This is a genomic window from Runella defluvii (assembly GCF_014195535.1).
Taxonomy (GTDB): domain Bacteria; phylum Bacteroidota; class Bacteroidia; order Cytophagales; family Spirosomataceae; genus Runella; species Runella defluvii.
Map to the genome: position 1 here is coordinate 45,640 of NZ_JACIBY010000008.1, position 19,654 is coordinate 65,293.

General features: G+C 43.8%; 11 protein-coding genes. 5 read left to right on the forward strand and 6 right to left on the reverse strand.

What is annotated here, in order from left to right; all coding sequences use genetic code 11:
- Nucleotides 1–121: 121 nt before the first annotated feature.
- From FHS57_RS18560 to tsaD, 3 genes are all read right to left on the reverse strand, one after another.
- Nucleotides 122–853 (reverse strand): 3-keto-disaccharide hydrolase, encoded by a 732-nt coding sequence (locus FHS57_RS18560; protein WP_229601400.1) that lies wholly within the window; start codon nt 851–853, stop codon nt 122–124.
- A gap of 379 nt (nt 854–1,232) precedes the next feature.
- A complete protein-coding gene (locus tag FHS57_RS18565; protein ID WP_183976309.1) occupies nt 1,233–3,626 on the reverse strand; it encodes a gliding motility-associated C-terminal domain-containing protein in 2,394 nt (797 codons plus the stop codon).
- A 125-nt stretch (nt 3,627–3,751) separates the two neighbouring features.
- On the reverse strand, nt 3,752–4,753 hold the full coding sequence (tsaD, locus tag FHS57_RS18570) for a tRNA (adenosine(37)-N6)-threonylcarbamoyltransferase complex transferase subunit TsaD (RefSeq protein ID WP_183976311.1): 1,002 nt from the start codon (nt 4,751–4,753) through the stop codon (nt 3,752–3,754).
- Nucleotides 4,754–4,795: 42 nt separating this feature from the next.
- Between tsaD and FHS57_RS18575 the strand changes: the two genes are divergently transcribed.
- Nucleotides 4,796–9,385, forward strand: a complete 4,590-nt coding sequence (locus FHS57_RS18575; protein ID WP_183976314.1) for a translocation/assembly module TamB domain-containing protein — start codon at nt 4,796–4,798, stop codon at nt 9,383–9,385.
- Nucleotides 9,386–9,690: 305 nt separating this feature from the next.
- Here FHS57_RS18575 and FHS57_RS18580 read toward each other — a convergent pair whose 3' ends face one another.
- Nucleotides 9,691–11,199 carry a TlpA family protein disulfide reductase gene (locus tag FHS57_RS18580; protein ID WP_183976316.1) on the reverse strand — a complete coding sequence of 503 codons (1,509 nt, stop codon included), beginning with the start codon at nt 11,197–11,199 and terminating at the stop codon, nt 9,691–9,693.
- Nucleotides 11,200–11,525: 326 nt separating this feature from the next.
- Here FHS57_RS18580 and FHS57_RS18585 point away from each other — a divergent pair, with 326 nt between their 5' ends.
- From FHS57_RS18585 to FHS57_RS18595, 3 genes are all read left to right on the forward strand, one after another.
- Nucleotides 11,526–14,075, forward strand: a complete 2,550-nt coding sequence (locus FHS57_RS18585) for a tetratricopeptide repeat protein (RefSeq protein WP_183976317.1) — start codon at nt 11,526–11,528, stop codon at nt 14,073–14,075.
- 68 nt (nt 14,076–14,143) lie between these two features.
- Nucleotides 14,144–15,235: a serine hydrolase gene (locus tag FHS57_RS18590; RefSeq protein ID WP_183976318.1), complete on the forward strand. Its 1,092-nt coding sequence runs from the start codon at nt 14,144–14,146 to the stop codon at nt 15,233–15,235.
- Nucleotides 15,232–15,954 carry an ABC transporter ATP-binding protein gene (locus tag FHS57_RS18595; protein WP_183976319.1) on the forward strand — a complete coding sequence of 241 codons (723 nt, stop codon included), beginning with the start codon at nt 15,232–15,234 and terminating at the stop codon, nt 15,952–15,954. The genes FHS57_RS18590 and FHS57_RS18595 overlap by 4 nt, the downstream gene beginning before the upstream one ends.
- 199 nt (nt 15,955–16,153) lie before the next feature.
- Here FHS57_RS18595 and FHS57_RS18600 read toward each other — a convergent pair whose 3' ends face one another.
- On the reverse strand, nt 16,154–17,554 hold the full coding sequence (locus FHS57_RS18600) for a S41 family peptidase (protein ID WP_183976320.1): 1,401 nt from the start codon (nt 17,552–17,554) through the stop codon (nt 16,154–16,156).
- A gap of 81 nt (nt 17,555–17,635) precedes the next feature.
- Here FHS57_RS18600 and FHS57_RS18605 point away from each other — a divergent pair, with 81 nt between their 5' ends.
- Entirely contained in the window at nt 17,636–18,664 is a 1,029-nt protein-coding gene (locus tag FHS57_RS18605; protein ID WP_183976321.1) for a WD40/YVTN/BNR-like repeat-containing protein, read from the forward strand.
- Between the two features lie 7 nt (nt 18,665–18,671).
- Here the strand turns inward: FHS57_RS18605 and FHS57_RS18610 are convergent, their stop codons facing one another.
- The gene (locus FHS57_RS18610; RefSeq protein ID WP_183976322.1) at nt 18,672–19,637 is read right to left on the reverse strand and encodes a ComEA family DNA-binding protein; all 966 of its coding nucleotides are present in this window, start codon (nt 19,635–19,637) and stop codon (nt 18,672–18,674) included.
- Nucleotides 19,638–19,654: the final 17 nt, after the last annotated feature.

Sequence of the window (19,654 nt, forward strand, 5' to 3'; positions counted from 1 at the left end):
GTTAGTCGTGTGATTACTAGGTATTTAACATTGATTATGGTATTGCGCTAGTGAAGTTTTTTGATAACTGTTAACGGTTAACAGATAACCAATCACCGATAACGGTTAACCAATAACAGCACTACAATTGCTTCAAACGCAGATTGCGGTATTGTACTTTCATTGGAGGGCCAACGTGTACCTGTACTCCCAAAAATCCTTTTGATTTACCATTTACTTGGTCATTGTCGGTGACATCGCTCATCAATACGCCGTTGACATAATGTTGTAAACGATTGCCTTTGATAACCAAGTGAAATTCGTTCCAATCTTCTGATTTGATTTTTGTTTTTAACTCGTCTGAAGTTCCTAATGAACCTGTTACTTGGAGGTCGGTCCAGGCATTGCGTTTTACTTTGCCACGAACTTGCTCAGGGGTCATTGGAGAAGACTGAGGGCTAATCGTCGTGATTTGACCACGGTAGGCGAGGGTCGTGCGTTTACGTTCCTCGTAGTTTTGACCTGTGTAATTGATTTGGCCGTCAATGTCAGCTTGGTAGCCTTTCAACGCAAACGGAACGTCCGTGAGGCGTTCGCTGCGATAATTGATGCCCGAGTTGCCCGCTTTGGCAATGTTAAATTCGCCTTTTAGTTCAAAATCAGCAGGTTCGCCACCTTTCCAGATAAGGAAGTTGTTGGCTTTGAGCAATGTGCTAGGAGTAATTTCGCCGATAAGTACACCGTTTTCGGCGCGCCAGTAAGTAGGGTCACCGTCCCAACCGTCGAGGTTTTTACCGTTAAAAATTTGTTTAAAGCCTTTTTCAGACGTACCCGTGCTTGTGTTAGAAACTTTGCAACCACTCAGTACTATCATAGCGGAAAGAAATCCTGCTTGTAGAAATTTAGCACTCATTTTGTTAAGCATGTAGATAACGATTTTATGTTTTAGGAATAAGTCTGGTGTTTAGCCACAAAAATGATTTGGGAACTAAGCAACGGACAAATTAATATTCAAATATTTCTAAAAAGAGTGTGAAAGACTATCCTACACCTACCTGCTCATTTGTATTATTTTTGACTGTATTTGCGCTATCTCCTGCGTTTTTTGACTTATACTCAGTTGTTTACCCATTCCGTTGGAATACAAAAAAAGAGCATCTCTGACCCCAAAGTCATGTTATTCTAAAGCAAAAAAAGGGGCATTATTACCCCTTTTTATTGATAAAATATGTGAAGATTGTGCAGAATTTGCGCTATCGAAGCAGTAAAACCTTACCCCGTCGAGCTACATTGTCGGACTCCGTGTTGGGCAAAATGAGGTAGGTATATTCGCCGATGGGTGCAGGGCTATTTTCGTAAAAACCATCCCAAGGCAAAGGGCGGTCTTTCGATTGGTGGTGAATGAGCTCACCCCAGCGGTTGTAAACAAATACCTCCGCGTCGGGGAATTTTTCAAGGTTTTTGATTTCCCACGTGTCATTGGTGCCATCGCCGTTGGGGCTAAATGCGTCGGGAATAAACATTAGATGTACCACCACTACTTTAATGCTAATTTCGGAAGTACATCCGTTGGCGGCGGTGGCGGTAAGGGTATAAGTCTCAGTGTTGGGAGTGGCGATGTTGGTTCGTAACGCAGTAGGGTCTTCAACGCCCGTTGGGGGTGTCCATTGGTATGTTTCGCCATTGGGTGTTTCACTTTGGACTTGCACTGTCACCGAAGCATCTTTTAGTTGAGTAACGCTGTTGGGCGCTTTTAAAACGGGAACGGGTTTGATTTCCAAAATGCGGGTTTTGGACAAGACACAATCATTGCCAAAGCTCACTTGATATTGAATAGGGTGAAGACCTGCCCCCGCTTTTTGAACATTTAAGTTGTTTGTTTCAACCCCATTTCCCACAAATATCCCGTTTGCGGGGCTACCTTGAAGCGCCACCCGAAGTGCGGGGTCATAACAAACCGCAAGCAGCGAGTCGAATCGGATGGTGTCTGCCAATACTTGGGTAATTCTTTTGGGGTCTGAAAGTGCCGAACAACTACCATTAAAAACTCGTACCTGATAAGTCCCCGCAAGTTGGACCGATAATTGGTTGAAACGCTGGGGCAAAACTTGGCCATTAAAACGCCATTCAGCACTTAAATCGGGGGTAAGCGCCGTTTGTAGTAGAATCGAATCACGGTGACAAAGCAAGGTTTTGGTTGAGGTAATTTCTGGCTTTGCGGGGGAAGGACGAAGCACAACGAAGGCGGTGTCGCGACTGATACAGGAATTGACCGTGCTCCGAACAGCGACCTGATAAGTGCCAATTTGAGTTGTGGCTAAACTAGAACGGGTTTCAGAAGGAAGTACTGCGCCATTTCTACGCCATTCATAAACAAAACCGTTTCCTTGGGTAGTTTGTACCAAAGCTGTGTCGCCATTACAAATTCTGACCGTATCAGACGGAGAAAAACGGATGGTAGGTCCTTTTGCTAACACAACCTTTACGAGTTGGGAAACCGTGTCGAGGGCGCATCGACTGGTATAACTAGCCGTCACTTGATACTCACCTGCTTGGCTGATGGTGACAGTTGTGCTTTTTTGGTTTGGAATGTTGATACCATCTTTTTGCCATTGGTACGAAACATTGGGTTGTGAGGTAAACTGTAGTGTCGCATTTGCCCCTTCGCAAATTTCGACAACCGAAGCGGGTAAAGCCGTATTGGTGTTATTGAATACGGTAGGGCTTGGTGGGGGAGCACCGCCACAGTCAATGACTTTTAACTGAAACTCCCGACGGGTTGAACCAATTTTGACCCCATTTCTAAACTCTTCTACCAGAATAGCAAACGCGAATCTGCCTAGTTGAGAGGCTCTTACCGTAAGGAAGCCCGTAGTCGGGTGAATTGCTAAAGCAGGGTTTCCTGGAATGGTATTAGAAAGTCCATAGCCTGCGGCCCACCTAACTTCGGGATAAGTGCTATGAGAATCTCCTTTTCCTATGGTATTGTCCGCATCATTAGTTGTATAGCCGTTTAAGGGCGTTACAAGTGAGTACCGCAATTCATCCCCATCGGCATCGGTGGCGTTCATGTTCATCCTAAATGGCCTATTAATACAAATGTATTCGCCGTTGGGGATACTGAGGTCGGGGGAAGAATTACGAAAAAAAGTGCCGTTTTGCATAAGGGCAGGAAATTCCAACGTAAAAACCATCCCGACGTTTTGACCTCTATTTTGGAGATTGTCCACCCCCGCCGTCCGACAACAACGTTCCCAAATGATGTAGTACCCTTGGGAATCGTTATAGCGTGCGGGGCTTAAACTAATAGCGCGACTATAAATTTGGGCAACGGTACGCAGTTGTTGATTTCCCGCACAAGCTTCATTTTGATAAATGATAGGTTTGTTTTGGTTTACTTGTTGTGGCAACTCAAAAGCGTCCATTCTCACATGGTCACTTTTACGAAAGATGTACACCTTCACACTCAGGTCGTCGTTTCCAGTACCGAGGGTATTGGCATCAGCATATATGGTAAGTGTTAAGGTATAATTACCCTGTGTAGGCTGCGCTATCATCCGAAAATCGCCTCCAAAAATATGGACAGCCCATCCATCAATTGAAATAGACAAGAAAAATACAAACACAAAAATCACTCGCTTCATCATCTTCCGCGCTCAAAACGTTAAGGGTTGTTTTAAAGGAATTATAAAGCTAGTGATTTTCTAGTTACGATGATAGATTATTGCTAGTCAATGATTTGAAATTTTAAAAAGATTTTATTAAACGGCCTCTAAAACGCCATGCGAGGCAAGGGGCTCACGGTTTGCTCACAGAAAGCGGCTTGCTCAAATTTGAAATGGGAGGCCATTGCAATCATCGCGGCATTGTCGGTGCAGTACTCAAAGCGCGGGATAAAAACATTCCAACGTTCTTTTTCTCCGAGTTCTAAAAGTGACTTCCGTAAACCTGAATTGGCCGATACACCCCCCGCAATTGCAATGTCAGAAATACCCGTTTGGCGGGCGGCTTTGCGGAGTTTTTGTAACAACATTTTGATGAGCGTATGCTGCACACTGGCACAAATATCGGCGATGTTTTCTTCGACAAACTGTGGATTTGTCTTGGTTTTACCCTGTAAAAAGTACAAAATAGATGTTTTGATGCCGCTAAATGAGTAATTGAGCCCAGGCATTTCGGAGAGAGGGAAAGTGTAAGCCAACGGATTTCCTTGTTGGGCGTGTTTGTCAACCAACGGCCCGCCTGGGTAGGGAAGGTTGAGCAATTTGGCGGTTTTGTCGAAGGCTTCTCCTACGGCGTCGTCCTGCGTTTCACCAATAATTTCCATGTCGAGGGGCGAGCGTACCAGCACAATTTGGGTATGCCCACCGCTGACCGTCAGGCACAAAAACGGGAAGGAAGGCGTTGGGGCTTCAATAAAGTGCGCCAATACGTGCGCCTGCATGTGATTTACCTCAATGAGCGGTATGTTTAGCCCCAAAGCAAAGGCTTTGGCAAACGATGCACCTACTAATAATGCGCCTAAAAGGCCAGGCCCGCGCGTAAAAGCGATGGCATTCAGGTCTTTTTTGCTTACTTTTGCATCCAGAAGCGCCTTTTCGACCACAGGAACAATGTGTTGCTGATGGGCACGAGAGGCTAATTCGGGGACAACCCCACCGTATTTTTGGTGAATCACTTGTGTCGCTACAATGTTGGAACAGATTTTGCCGTTAGAGATAACGGCCGCGGAAGTTTCATCACACGAAGATTCGATGGCTAAAATAGTTGACATTTGTTGGAAATTTACGTTACTTGTTGAGTAGTGACCCAGCCCATGAAGCGTATCCTTTGGCACATCTTGAACACACTCTTTATCCTCTTTGTCACAGTCGTGCTGTTGGCAGAGATGATAAGTCTATGTGTTCAATTTCCATTGATACAAACCTCGCTCGTAGGCTACGTTACCCAAAAACTTTCTAAAGAACTTCAGCACCCGACTTCCGTTGGAAGGGTAAGCATTAAATGGTTTAACGCCGTTTCGCTTGAAAAAGTTGAGATTCGCGACCGCAAAGGCCGCCCCATGATTCAAGTGGAGCGCCTCGACGTCAACCACGACTTTTTGGAGCTGGCGATTGGCAAAGATAAAAAGACTTTTGGGACATGGCTCGATGAGGCTACGCTTTACCGCCCCTCGGTATGGTTAGTGAAGAACCCCAAAACGGGCGATTTGAACCTAGACGAATTTATAGCCCGCATCGAAGAGCTGACTGCAAACCCCAATTCGCCAGGGGTAAAAGACCAAAATGTACCGTTTTATATCAAACAAGTGCATTTGATTGAAGGTACATTTCGTTTTGACGATCCTCGTGAGCAACGAATGTCGGGTAAAGCCTTCGATTACAATCACTTTACCTTGAAGGGCATAAGTGGCGAGGCCAAAAATTTTATGATTTTGGGGGATACCATCGCCCTGAAAGTTCGGGGGCTACATACCTACGATAAACGCACTAATTTGACGGTAAAAGGGCTGAATTCCAACGTGATGTACTGCCGTACCAAGCTGGAGTTGGCAGATTTGTACGCGCCCATTGGTAACTCAATCATTCGCAATTATATTTCCTTCAACTATGACAAACCATCGGCTTTTGGCGATTTTAATGCCAAGGTGTTGATGAAAGCCCACATCGACAGTTCGCGGGTGCGTTCGGAGGATTTGGGGTGGTTTGCTGATTATTTGTTTACCCTCAACGAAACCTGGAAAGTCCACGGGGATTTTCTGGGAACGGTCAATGATTTCAAATTGACAAACACCGATTTGCGTTTTGGGAAAAATAGCCGTCTCCGTGGAAAAATAGCTTTCAAAGGAGTCACTGAATTTGCGACCTCGTTGTTAGATTTTGACATGATTGAGACGCGCGTTGATGCTGCTGATTTGTACCAATATTATCCCGAAAAATCGTTCAATGATTTGGCGAAAAAATTCGGGGTTGTTGATTTCTCGGGTAAATACAAAGGCACAATCGACCGCTTCAACATGAGCGGGGATTTTAAAACGGCGATGGGGCAAATCAACGTCCGAGCGCTGGAAATGAACCTTGCCGCACCCGTTCCTACCTACGTGGCCGATATGAAAACCCAAGATTTTGATTTGGGGAAGTTGGTGGAAGACGACGCGTTTTCTCAACTTGATTTGGACGGAAAAATAAGCGGAAAAGGATTTGACGTCAAAAATGCGGGGTTACGCTTTGATGGTAAAATGCCGAAATTTACCTACAACGGCTACGTCTATAAAAATGTATATCTGAACGGTACGCTGCAAAATAAGCTTTTCAAAGGCTCGGTGATTGTCCGCGATACCAACCTCATTGCTGACGTGGACGGAACCTTCAACTTTAATAAAGAGAGGTACTCCTACCACGCCGAAGGTTTTGTACAACGCGCCGATTTGCGCGCGCTCAAGTTTATGAAAGACTCCCTGTTGATTCACACGGAGTTGAACGTAGATTTGGAGGGCAATACGATGGATGAAATGGTGGGAAAAGCGAAGTTTTTGAATAACTACGCTACTTTTAAAAACCGCAATTTGGTCGTTGATACCTTGTTGGTTGACTCTCGCTTAGAAGAGAAAAATCGTGACTTAGACATTCGCTCTGAGTTTTTTAATTTTAAAGCCAATGGACGCTTTGAACCCACCAAAGCGGTGGTGGACTTAGCACGTTTGTTTGATGAATACCAAATGTACTTTTTGGGAGACGAAGCTGCCCAAATCGCTTATTACGAAAACAAGCAACTCAAAAAGCCAATCGGGGAGCGCTACAGTGTGGCGTACGATTTGAAATTTAAGAAAATGGATCGCCTGTTGGCGTTTCTTTTTCCAGAAGGGTACGTCTCCAACGGTTCGCGTGTGGAGGGAGTGTTTACGGTAGATAATACCTCAATGTTTTCGATGACGGGGCAATTAGATACCCTCAAAATTGGAAATAACTCGTTTTATCATACTGAGGTGGATTTGAATACCTCAAAGTTTACCAACACTCCTCAAGTGCTTGCATCGGCGATTATTCGGTCTGACCAACAAAAATTGGTTGGCATTGCACCTACCGAAAACATGCAAATCGAAGCCGCTTGGAACGAAGATCACATTGCTTTTCGTAGTAACTTACGCCAACAAAAACTGCCTAACCGCGCTACGCTCAATGGCGAACTTCGGTTTGTGGGTGACTACATGTCATTGCAATTCAAAAAGTCGAAACTCCGCTTGTTGGAGGAAGACTGGAACTTGGATGCTAATAACCTGATTACAATCAATGGCTCAGAAGTACTTTTGAGCAATGTCAACTTAAAAGCAGATAAAAAAGACCAGTTGATTTCGTTGAACGGAAAAATGTCCACCAATGCCTCCGAAGAACTGGCTTTTGAAACCCATAATTTTGAACTAGCTACGCTTAATCCCGTCTTAAATGTGAACCTTGGGGGCGTGGCCAATGGCAGCCTAACCATGAGGGATGTATATCGTACGTTGATTTTTGACAGTCAACTTCAGATTAAAAAACTGACGTACAATAATTTCTTGATGGGCAACTTGATAGGGGATGGAGAGTGGGATCCTGTCGATAAGCACTTGCACGTTGACATTCATTTGGACAAAAACGAGAAACGCGAATTTACCGTAACGGGCACTTATACTCCCGACCGCACTGACAATGAGTTGGACTTAACGGCCGAATTTAACGAAACGAACCTCAATTTGATTGAGCCGTTTGCGCGGGGGTTGGTGTCGAATATCACAGGTAAGGCAGTAGGCAAAGTGTCGGTGAAAGGAGCGGCGTTGTCGCCCGTGTTGGATGGAACGGTGGATGTAAAAAAAGGACGTTTGACGTTCGACTATTTAAAAGCGGTATTGTCATTTGAAGACAAAGTCTATTTTGGAGAAAGTGATATTCGGGTAAAAAACCTTCGCCTGACCGACCCTGAAGGTAACGTGGCCAATTTACGAGGGGGCGTTTACCACGATGGATTTAGCAAGTTTTCGATAGGGTTTGATGCCGAAATGCGCAACTTCCGAATGCTAAATACAACGATTCGGGACAATGAACTTTTCTACGGAAATGCCTATACAACGGGTACAATGGAGATTTTTGGCCCCATTAATAATTTGAATATCAGTGCCGATTTGACCAGCAATAAGGGAACAAAAATCTACATTCCGCTCGATGGTGCGGCCGAAGTGGCTTCCGAAGATTTTGTCCAGTTTGTGGTGCCAGTGGAAGATACCACCACGCAAATCGCGAAAGAAGATAAGGTTATTCCCGCCCAAGAAAGTAACATCAAAATGGATTTTCGCCTCAACATGACGCCCGATGCGTACTGCGAAATTCAGTTTGACCGCCAAGGAGGAGATGCCATCAAAGCTTACGGACGAGGGCTTATTAATCTCAAAATTGATACCCGCGACGTGTTTGACATGGCAGGGTCGTACGAGATTCAAAACGGGGACTATTTGTTTACCTTGCAAAATGTCATCAACAAGAAATTCCAAATCCAGAAAGGAAGCCGAATTTCTTGGACGGGCGACCCTTACGGTGCAATTCTCGATGTAAAGGCAAACTATTTGTCCAACGTTTCGTTGGCACCTGTACTGTCAGCAAGTACCACTACGACTTCTACTTCCAACAACGATGCGCTCATGTCGCGCCGTTATCCAGTGGAAGTAACCATTGGCCTGAGCGAGCGAATGTTGTCGCCTCAAGTGACGTATGGTTTGAAGTTTAAAGAATATCCTGCGGCTTACTCGTACATTGTAACGGCTTTGGAAGAACGACTCAAGCGTGACGAACAGTCTCTGTCGCAGCAGGTGAGTAGTATGTTGTTATTTGGGCAGCTATTCTCTGACCAAAACAACATCTTGGCGCAATCGGCGACGGGTATCGGAAACAGCATTGGAGAAATGGTAACGAGCCAAATCAACAAATGGGGGTCGTCGTTGAACGAAAACTTAGAGTTGGGCGTGTCGGGCTTAAACTTTAATTTGAACGACCCTACCATCAACGCTCTCAACAACTTGCAGTTACGCTTTTCGTACCGTTTCCTAAACGACCGTTTCCGCATCACGCGCGACGGCCGCTTGTCGTACGGCCAAAATCAATACGATGCGACGAGTTTATTGTTGGATTGGACCCTAGAATACTGGCTTAATGACGACGGTAGCCAGCGCCTGCGGATGTACAACCGTAACGTCCAAAATCAGTATTTAGCATCTACGGGCACACCAATGGCCGTTTCCTATGGGGCCAGTTATTTGTTTACCCGTAGTTTCAATTCATTTAGAAATTTAGGGCCGAAAGAATCGCGCCCCGAAACGCTTCCCAAAACGGATTCAGGAAGGTTGACTACCTATCGTAATTCGGTAAACACCGAGAAATAACGTAAAAAGGGTTGCTCACATGTGCTGAGGGTTGCTCACAACCCGATTTTTTTTTGTGTGTGGTTGCTCCCGACCCGACGAAATCAGCGATTAGAGCGCTGGGAAGTTGTGTATTATATCACCTTTAACTTTAAAAAGTGTTAGCCAAGTTTCTTTAAAGTTTTACCCGCTGATTGGCGCAGATTAAAATCCGCAGATAAACGCCGATAATATGCTTTCATAAGTCATTTTTTAAGCGAAGATATGGGTTTATATTATTTCAAATGTATTCAAAAGACATACGTTTAATGGTTTAAATATACATTTTAATTTTCTTGGATTAGTTTATCTATTAAAGTTGTAAACTCTTTGATGTTTCTAACATCTGGAGCATACATTTTTAAAATTTTACCTTCTTGATTTAAAATAATATATCTGGGTAAATATTTTACATCAAATTTTTTAGCAAATTCAGATTTCATACCCCCAACAATCCAGTAAGAGTCTTCAGGTTTTAATTGTAATTTATTCGTACTTTTTCTCCAATTTTCTTCTTTATCATCCAAAGAGATTTTAAGAAAAGAAACCTTTTTTTCGGTAGAATAGTTTGTCATTAATGATTCAATTAAAGGAAATGTGTCAATGCAATTTCCGCACCAACTTGCCCATAAATCAATGACAGTAACAGGGGTTAGCTTTTTGTTGAGTACATATTCGTGATTAGAAGGTGTACTAATTTTAAATTCATCGATAAAATCTTTATCTGTGTACCTTGTTGAATTAGGGTCGATTTCAGTATAATATCGTTGTCGTATCAAAGTTCTTCTTTCTTCGCTTAGGTAGGAATCGTATAGCGTAATTAATGAATCTACTGATGGATAGTTAGGTGGGTAGTTTCTGGCTACGGAAGCTAAAAAATATAAGTTATTGGTGATGGCGTAATTGCGCTTTTCCCCATCGTAATTATTTGATACATAGTCTAATAGATAGGCGTAGTGACCAATTTTGTGGTACAAAGCGTTATCTTTTGATTCTCGTACCCTTGCCAAAATATAGTCAGGTAAATACGAGCTAAAAAAAAGGACACTACTTCCTGAGTTTAAATCAATTTCTTCTTTCAGGAGACTTGCTGGTTGGATATATTTATTAAAAAATTGTACTGCTTTATCTGCTTTGTAATTTCGGGCATTAATGAAATTAATCAAACGCCCCAATTTATGGTAAGCTAATTCTGTTTTTTGAGTTTTAAAAAACGATTTAATTGATTCGTCAGGCTGCGAGTTGCTTAAATTTTCATAGACAGAATAAACTGAATCTAATTTTTTGTAGTGACTTTCGATTTTTTCTAGATATTCTTCTTCAGTTATTGTTTTTCCTATATTTCTTAAAGTTGGTAAATTTCTGCTAATATTTATATTTCCTAAATAATCATTAGCAATTTTTCCAATTCCGAAATAGTCAAAAAATATAATTCCGTCTTTAGTGTTATTTTTATCAATAACAACGGTTAGTTGATGACGTGGCGCAATAAATATTTTACGCTGAATCCCATTTATTATCACTTCCATGCTTATTGGTTTTGCGAAATGATATTTCTTTTCGCAAACTCCATTACTTACTGCTAAAGTATCAGTAGAATAAGTTAGATAGTTTAAACTGTATCTTAATATAATATAAGGAGTTGGAAAGTTTTTTAGTTCGAAACGAACTGTTGATTCGATTTGCGTACTATCAGGATTCAAATGGGGATACTTATTTGAGTCCCAATGCCCATTTCCAAAGCAACCAAATACTTTTGTAATTACAATTAGTGAAGAAATGATGAGTGTTTTCATAGAAATAGTTGATTACTCTAGCCTATGCCAAAACTACAATTTTTTACTCAAGAGTACAATTAGTTTTTCTTTAAATAAAAAGCCGTAGCTAGCCAAAGCTAGGTAAGCGATAAATCACTGACCTGAGCATCGCCCTCAACGAAACCGTACAAGCCCGACAAAATTATGTGAATGGATTGAAGACATACTGGACTTCCTTTTATACCTTGCGGCGATTAACGCTTTTCGATTTTTTGAAGAACGAGAAAATAACCGTTTCGGAAGGACGTTTTTAGTAACACGTGGTTCAGGATCGCCTGATGACATTCAGTATTCATTCAAATTCAATGAGATTTCTTCTTTTTTGGCAAAATTGGAACCGTTCTGAGCGGTTTTTGTACCTTACTGCTTTAGGGCTTTTGACGTTTAGCTTGGTTTGTCTTCTCTTTTTTCACTACCGTGGTATCGAAAATTCGATTGAGTGGAAAGTTTTGAGCGAATTGGACGAAGTACCCGTAAAGCTCGATAGTTTGAAGGTGAGTGGGCAGCAGTTAGCAGATAGCAGTCAGCGGTCGGCAGATAGCGGACAGCAGTCAGAAGAAACCCTCTTTTTGTTGGGAAAAGCCTATATTTTAAAAGAGCAATTTGTACCTGTTCAAATCGACGTCCCCGAATGGCTGGGCTGGGGGTATTTGGGGGGCGTGTTGGCGGGTTTTGTGCTATTGTTGGCCGCAATTTCGGGCTTGCCACGTAGGTGGTACATTGGCGCGATGATGTTAGTCATTACGCTGCTTTCACTGTCTCATTTTGAAGTGCTGCAACTTTTTGGGACCGACAATTCAACGGGCTTTGTGGTGGTAGCGGCAGTGTTGGGTATTGTAAGTTACTATGTCCACGCTTTTCGAGAAGATATGCCGATGGTGCAGCGGATTTTTCTATTTGCGGGAGTGGTAGGCGTTTTAGTAGGCGTTTTTTATTTTGGAAGCAATGCTCCTCTGCAAGCACTGACGGCGACTACCTATAGTTTGCTTCCCATGTTGATGTTGAGCGTTGGGTTTATCGGGTGGCTGTCGATAGAAATTGTGGCGGGTTTTGTGTATGTCGTCACCAACCCACGAACAGGTTTTGGCAAGACGAGTTTGTTCAACTTTTTGTTTTTGTCGGTACTGTACATTTTTAGTACGTATCTGTTGTATCTCAAAGTAACCCGTCAGAGTGATGCGGCGTTTTGGTATATAAGCCCTGTCGTGATATATACTATAAGTCTTGCTTTAGGGATATGGAGTTTTGCCCGACGAACCGAAGCATTTTTACCTTTTCGTGAGATTGGGGCATGGTTATACGTCGGACTAGGATTGGTGACGACTTCTGTGATGTCCTTTGCGCTTTTTACCCATAACAATTCGTTTATTGAAGTTTTTGAAGATGCGGTGGTGTATAGCCAATTGTGCATCGGAACGCTGTTTGTGGTCTATGTTGGTCTTAATTTCTGGCCGTTGTTCAAACAGGGAAAAGCCGTTTATAAAGTGGTGTACAAACCCATGCGATTTTTACAGTCGCAGGCTTGGCTGATTGGTGGCATGGCTTGGATTGCCATTTTAGCTTTTAATCGTTTTTATACCATCGACCAAGCGCAGGCGGGTTATTACAATGGATTGGGCGATTTACATACCGTTACGCGGGAGTGGACAGTGGCGAGTGGTTATTACCAACAAGCATTGGATATTGATTATCAGAACCATAAGTCGGCTTTTGCCCTAGCATCCTTGGCTTTGCGGCAGGGAGATCAGGCTACGGCAGGGTCTTTTTTTCAACAAGCCTTGCAAAAAGACCCGACGCCACAAGCGTATGTGGGTTTGGGGCAGGCGCTGCTGAACGAAAACCTATTTTTTGATGCGGTTTTTAACCTACGAAAAGGATTAAAAACGTTTCCTGATAATGGTGAAATTCAAAACAATCTAGGGTATTTGTATTCTCGAACGGCCATTGCAGACTCTACGTATTATTATTTTGAGCTGGCACGTCAGAATGCTAAAAACCGCGACGTGGCGGAGAGTAATTTGCTGGCTTTCTGGGCAAAAGCACTTACTATCTCGTCGGGGAAAGGGTCGTTGGCGTCGTTGGGGCTTACCAAAAAGGACGTAGAAGAAACGCAATTGCTCGAAAACAAAGCCGCCAATCTTTCGCACGAAGCCAACCGATTGGCCGTTGTGCAGCTAACAAATACCCGCACCGAAGCCGTGAAGGTAGCCCCTGATTTTGCCAAAGATTCGGCATTGAGTGTCAATAACTTTGCGTATTTGTACAACTTGGGGCAATTTACGAAAGATACAAACCAAGCCATTTTGTTTAAAAAACTGATAAATACGGGCAACAACGGTAATTTTTACCATGAGCTGCAAGTAGCCCAAGCGTACGCGGAATATCCCCGAAACAAATTGACGGCCCTCGATATTTTGGCGTCGGAAACAGTAGCGGATACTTCCCAAAAGGTAGCGATGGCCCGTCAGATGCTGGATTTTTGGCTTATCAAAGAAGCCCGTCCAAGCTATGTAAACCTTGCTAAATTGAAAACAAAAGCCGACTATTGGACGGCGGTGAGACAGCATCCGTTTGACATGGGTGTATTGACGGCGGCGACCCACTATTTCAATGCTCAAAAAAATCCAAAAGCGGCCTACGATATTCTACTCAATGCCTTACGCTTTCGTCGGACAGCGCCTGAGTTGCAAAAATTGTATGTTCTTCAGTGTTTAAAATTATACCTAACTGACTTCGCAGAAGAAGGGCTACAGGACTTAGCTCAAATGACCACTGCTACCGATTATCAAGCATTTTTGAAAACCTATCAAGCCCAACGCGCACTCATCGAAAAAGAACGCGAAAGTTTCAGGTAAAAATGTACCTTTACACATTGTTTTTTCCCTGCTTTTGAACTTTCGTTAATTTTTAAAAACCACGTATTATGTGGAAAGTTGTTGCCACGGGTCTTGGCATACTTGCCTTGTTGTTTAGCTGTGTGTTTGGGTATTTTTATTTTAAGTATTTACGCTACGAAACCGATTTTGTAGCCGAATATCTTCAGAAAAATCCTCAAAAATGTGCTATCTATTATGCTAAAAACGGGAAGGTGGAGGTCGCCCACAGGGTGGACACCTTGATGCCGCTGGCAAGTACCGTAAAGGTTATCATTGCTGTGGAGTTTGCGCAGCAGGTAGCTTCTGGAAAAATAAAACCAGAGGAACCGATTGCGATAGGAGAACTAGCGCGGTTTTACATTCCAGAAACCGATGGAGGCGCTCATCCGCAATGGTTGGCCGAACAAAGAAAAACCAAAAAATTGCAAAATAACGCAGTGCCGTTGTTAGAAGTAGCCAAAGGAATGCTTCAATACAGTAGCAATGCCAACACGGAGTATTTGATGTGGAAATTGGGTTTGAACAACATCAATGCCAATTTACCCAAATTGGGGCTAACCAAACACCAGCCGTTGTACCCTTTTGTGTCGGCTTTGTATGTTTGTTCGGACGAGCATTCAGAGGCTGCGATGAAAAACTTGCCAATGTCAGTTTATTTGGAACGTGCCAATAAATATTTTGAATTACTGAAAATAGACACAACAACGAAGGCCAATTTTAAGCTAGCCAATATTCCGTTGCCAGTACAAAAGGTTTGGTCGAATCGTTTACCAGCTTCAACGGCGGCAGAATACGGTTCTTTGATGCAAAAAATAGATAGTCGTACCTATTTTGATACAGCCACCCAAACCGTACTCGATGACCTAATGGAGTGGCCAATGCGATTAAACCCTGAAAATAAACGGTATTTTACGCATTTCGGGGCAAAGGGTGGCTCTACCGCATTTGTGTTGAATTATGCCTTGTATGCCACTGATAAAAAAGGAAATAAAATTGAATTTGTCCTGTTTACCAACGAATTAAAGGTGTTTGACCAAACCCTTTTGCAGGCGGAGTTTCAGGAGTTTCTAAAGCGAATCATGAAAAATGACGCTGATAGCAAGGAAGTGTTAGACATTTTGAAAAAAATACAGTCATGAAAATTATCGAAACTTCGCACATCGCCAAACGCTACATCATGGGTACCGAAATCATCGACGCCCTCAAAGATGTGACCATCTCGGTTAGTAAAGGAGAATATGTGGCTTTTATGGGTCCTTCTGGATCAGGAAAGTCAACATTAATGAACATCATTGGATGTTTGGATTCGCCTACTTCGGGAAAGTATATCTTAAATAGCAAGGACGTAAGCGATATGACCGAAAATGAATTGGCTGAGGTGCGAAACAAAGAGATTGGGTTTGTGTTTCAAACTTTTAACCTGTTGCCTCGGATGACTTCGCTCGAAAATGTGGCACTTCCCTTGATTTATGCAGGATACACAAAAGCACAACGCACCGAACGTGCCATGGCTGCACTGAAAAGTGTGGGTTTGGAACAACGGGCTGGACACCGCCCCAATGAACTTTCGGGAGGGCAGCGTCAGCGGGTGGCTGTTGCCCGCGCATTGGTCAATGACCCAAGTATTTTGTTGGCCGACGAACCGACAGGTAACTTGGACACCCGCACTTCTTACGAAATCATGGATTTGTTTGACCAACTTCATTCTAAAGGAAACACGATTGTCGTCGTTACGCACGAAGATGACATTGCCAAATATGCCCACCGCATCATCCGTCTGCGCGACGGGCTAGTGGAAACTGACGTAGTAAACGCAAATCCAACGAAAGTAAAACTGACGCAGTTGAAAGCCGAATAAGCTAAATGGGCATTTTGTGTGGTGGGTTATTCATAATGTGTGGTGGGTTACTATAACCCACCTGAGAGGTTTCTCAAAACCGAACGAATCCGAGGTTTTGAGAAACCTCTTTTTGTTGGATGTGCGCATCCAACAGCACTTTTGACGAGGTTTTGAGAAACCTTTTTTGTTGGATGTGAGCATCCAACAGCACAATACATTACTGTTGGGGGCTATCTATAAACATTTCGGTTTCAGGGCCTTGTGGCTGTATTTGATACCTCTCGATAGGCTCAGCTTCGCTTATGCCTCTACGGGCGTTGCGCGTGCCCGTAATTTGGTAAAAAGCTTCAGAAAGTAGGGGGTCTCTCAAGTCGCCAAAAGCGTAAAATGGTTGCGTAATGCTTTCTTTTACAGTGACATTGGGTGTAAATCCAGCGGTGTAGTCAGACTGCCCTGCGGAGTTGTATGTTTTGAGAATAATCGGCATAATACCTTGCACAAAGCGCTTTTTAGTGTCTTTTATGACCGTCGAACCCACATTTTTACCTACCGTTACATCTCCAATCAAAAACACGTCCATAAAAGGTTTGAGGGAATTGATAACCATTTCGCTGGCCGATGCCGTGCGTGTACTGGTCAGAACATAGACCCGACTCAGGTTGCTGCCAATGTTTTCGGGGCGGTTTTCAAAAAAACGTTGTCCGTAATTGGCACCGTATTGCTTCTGTAAGTCAGGCGTTACGTTTTTGTTGTATTCGTCGCGGGTCATTAGTACTTTGTCATTTGCTCCTTTGGCAATAAAACTGCCCAGCGTCACCGCCGTAGAAATGTAGCCGCCACCGTTGTAGCGCAGGTCAAGTACAAAATCAGTGACACCAGCGGCTTTGAACTTCCCAAAAATCTGCGCCATTTTTTGGTCGTAAAGGGCTTGGTCGCTGTTGTTGGGTTTAGAATAAAAACGGTTATAGACCAAGTAGCCAATTTTCTTGTTGCCTTTGGTGTAAACGGTATCAAACGGCATGGGGTCTTCTTGGAGCGATTGTGCCACTACCGTTTTGGTTTGGCCCGTGCTTACAAAAGCCGCGTTTTCGTATCGACCTAGCGTAAAGACATAATTGGTGCCAACTGCGAGTAAATTGGCGTAGTTATCGACCGTAACTGCTTGTCCATCAACGGTCATTTTAGCAATAATATCACCTCGTTTGACACCACCTTGGGCAGCGGGTGAGCCAGGAATGACGTACAAAACGAGGGCCGAAATGGTATTATTGATGTTATACAAGCTAAGTCGTGCGCCTGTTGTTTTACTTTCTCCTGCGAGCGATGCCTCGGTGGTTTCGGCATTGTCCAAAAAACGAGAAAAACGGTCTCCGTCGGGGCGTGCTTGCTTGTCATACGTATAAAGCATGGCATTAAAATAGTCGGAAGAGGCAAGTTTGTTGTCAGCGCCGCTTGGAATTTTGTCGTTCCAATAATACCAATACTCCATGTTTACTTTAATAAATTCATTCACCAAGGCATCGCCAGAGGCTACCTCTTTGAACAAACTACACGACGAAAGTGTCACAAGCAGTACCAGGGCTGCGTAAGAGAGGGATTTAAAGGCCGTTTTGTGCATGGCATTAAGAAGGTTGATGAAGCAAAAACGTAAAATGTCAAGGATTGTTTTGACTATATTTACGACAAATATAAGACTACGATGAAATTTATTGCGTCCTTTTTTTTACTACAACTCTCGCTTTATGTAAGTTATGCTCAGTGGACCCCACAAAATAGCGGCACTGATGCTCATTTTCGTTCAATTTCGGCCGTGAATGAGAAAATTGTATGGGCAGGGGGGGCCAAAGGAACGGTGCTACATACCGTAAATGGAGGAACTACTTGGGAGGTTTTGCACGTACAAGATGCTGAAAAATTAGACTTTCGTGGGATTCATGGCCTAGATGCCCAAACGGCCGTGGCAGTAAGTGCGGGTTTGGCGGAAGAAGGACAAGCACGTATTTTTAGAACCAACGATGGCGGGAAAACGTGGAAAGAAGTATGGCAAACAACCGAAAAAGGAGTCTTTTTGGATGGTATATCGTTTTGGGATGCTAAAAACGGACTGATTTTTGGGGATCCCATTGGCACTAAAATTTATTTGCTTAAAACCGCTGATGGCGGCCAAACTTGGCAACGTATTTCACCGTCGCAATTGCCCGAAAATAAGGCGGGCGAAGCAGCTTTTGCGGCTAGTAATTCTACCATGGTGCTCCAAGGTAAGAAAAATGTGTGGATTGGTACGGGTGGGAGCGATCACGCCCGCGTGTTTTATTCGACCGACCGTGGCACAACTTGGCAAGTGACAGATACCCCGATGGCGGCCAATGCTTCTTCTGGGATTTTTGGCTTGAATTTTTGGGATGCAAAAAATGGGATAGCCGTTGGAGGAAATTACAAAGCTGACAAAGACGCATCGGATAACGTCATCGTGACCCACGACGGCGGACAAACGTGGCAAAAAGCAACGCCAACTCAGCCAGCGGGTTTAAAAGAAGCCGTTCGTAAATTGAAAAACGGTTATCTTGTAGCAGTTGGTCCAGCGGGCACAAGCCTATCCAAGGATAATGGTCAAACGTGGCAAGCCTTGACCAACGCACCCGTGGGTTTACATGCCATGACCTGTGTCGGGAATGCTTGCTGGGCGATTGGGGCTAAGGGCACGCTGGTTTACCTGCGTTTTCCTTAGAACGCTCTTAAAAAGCCAAATAAGGTGCTATTTTTGAAACCAGTTTTTCGTCTAAAATTTTGATATTCAGTAGCTCTTGGGCTGATTTGTAAGCGCCGTGCTGTTCTCTGTATCGTACGATGATTTCCGCTTGGCGCTTGGAAATGTACGGATGTCGGTCGATGTCTTCTGCCGAAGCCGTGTTGATGTTGATTTTTTGAACAGGCGTACGAACCGCTGCCCAATGATTCAACTCGCTCAGTGCTAAGGAGTCAAGACCGAAAATTTCATTGTATTGGGTCACTGAAATAAATCCACCCAAACCGTCCCTAAATTTCACAATTCTTGCGGCAAGTTTGCTGCCAATTCCTTTTAAACGAATGAGTTGGGTGGTGTCTGCCGTGTTGATGTCGAAGGGCGCGGGAGCAGCTTTTTTAGCAAAAGCAGGAGGGGCAGGGAGCGACGAAGTAGGGGCGGAGGCAGCCGTGGTTGCGTTCCTTTCGCTGGGTGCGGGCAGGCTAATGTACCGTTCGAGGCGTTGATAGAGCGTAGGTTGTAGTCCATAAATTCGTTGCAAATCTTCTTTTTTACGAAATTTCCCTCCTTTGGAACGGTACTTTTCGATGCGTTCGGCAATGAACGTCGGCATTCCTAAGGCTTGCAATTGCTGTATGGTGGCGGTATTGGGGTCAAAGGGAAATGGTTCGGGGAGAGGTCGGGGGCTTTCGGGCGTTTTAGAGGGGTAATTAGCGTAATTTTTTGGAGAATACGTTGGTTGCTCGGGCTGAATAGATTCCAGAACAGCCACCAAACTATCGGCGGTTTGGCGGTCGGCTTGACTTATTTCGGAGGAGGGAAGTGGAAGAAGCCGTCCCACTAAAAAAGGTCCAAACCAACACAAAACCATCAGGGCGGCAAGCACCATAAAACCCCGCGCTTGGCTGCGGGAAACCCCAAATTCGTCACGAATTGCAACTAAAAGGCGCTGAAACATAGGTTGTTTTTTAGCCT

Excerpts from the sequence above, each read along its gene's own strand:
- FHS57_RS18590 (WP_183976318.1), top strand. The coding sequence starts at position 14,144 with ATGTGGAAAGTTGTTGCCACGGGTCTTGGCATACTTGCCTTGTTGTTT.
- FHS57_RS18605 (WP_183976321.1), top strand. The coding sequence starts at position 17,636 with ATGAAATTTATTGCGTCCTTTTTTTTACTACAACTCTCGCTTTATGTA.
- FHS57_RS18610 (WP_183976322.1), bottom strand. The coding sequence starts at position 19,637 with ATGTTTCAGCGCCTTTTAGTTGCAATTCGTGACGAATTTGGGGTTTCC.
- FHS57_RS18595 (WP_183976319.1), top strand. The coding sequence starts at position 15,232 with ATGAAAATTATCGAAACTTCGCACATCGCCAAACGCTACATCATGGGT.
- FHS57_RS18580 (WP_183976316.1), bottom strand. The coding sequence starts at position 11,199 with ATGAAAACACTCATCATTTCTTCACTAATTGTAATTACAAAAGTATTT.
- FHS57_RS18585 (WP_183976317.1), top strand. The coding sequence starts at position 11,526 with ATGAGATTTCTTCTTTTTTGGCAAAATTGGAACCGTTCTGAGCGGTTT.
- FHS57_RS18565 (WP_183976309.1), bottom strand. The coding sequence starts at position 3,626 with ATGATGAAGCGAGTGATTTTTGTGTTTGTATTTTTCTTGTCTATTTCA.
- tsaD (WP_183976311.1), bottom strand. The coding sequence starts at position 4,753 with ATGTCAACTATTTTAGCCATCGAATCTTCGTGTGATGAAACTTCCGCG.
- FHS57_RS18560 (WP_229601400.1), bottom strand. The coding sequence starts at position 853 with ATGATAGTACTGAGTGGTTGCAAAGTTTCTAACACAAGCACGGGTACG.
- FHS57_RS18575 (WP_183976314.1), top strand. The coding sequence starts at position 4,796 with ATGAAGCGTATCCTTTGGCACATCTTGAACACACTCTTTATCCTCTTT.
- FHS57_RS18600 (WP_183976320.1), bottom strand. The coding sequence starts at position 17,554 with ATGCACAAAACGGCCTTTAAATCCCTCTCTTACGCAGCCCTGGTACTG.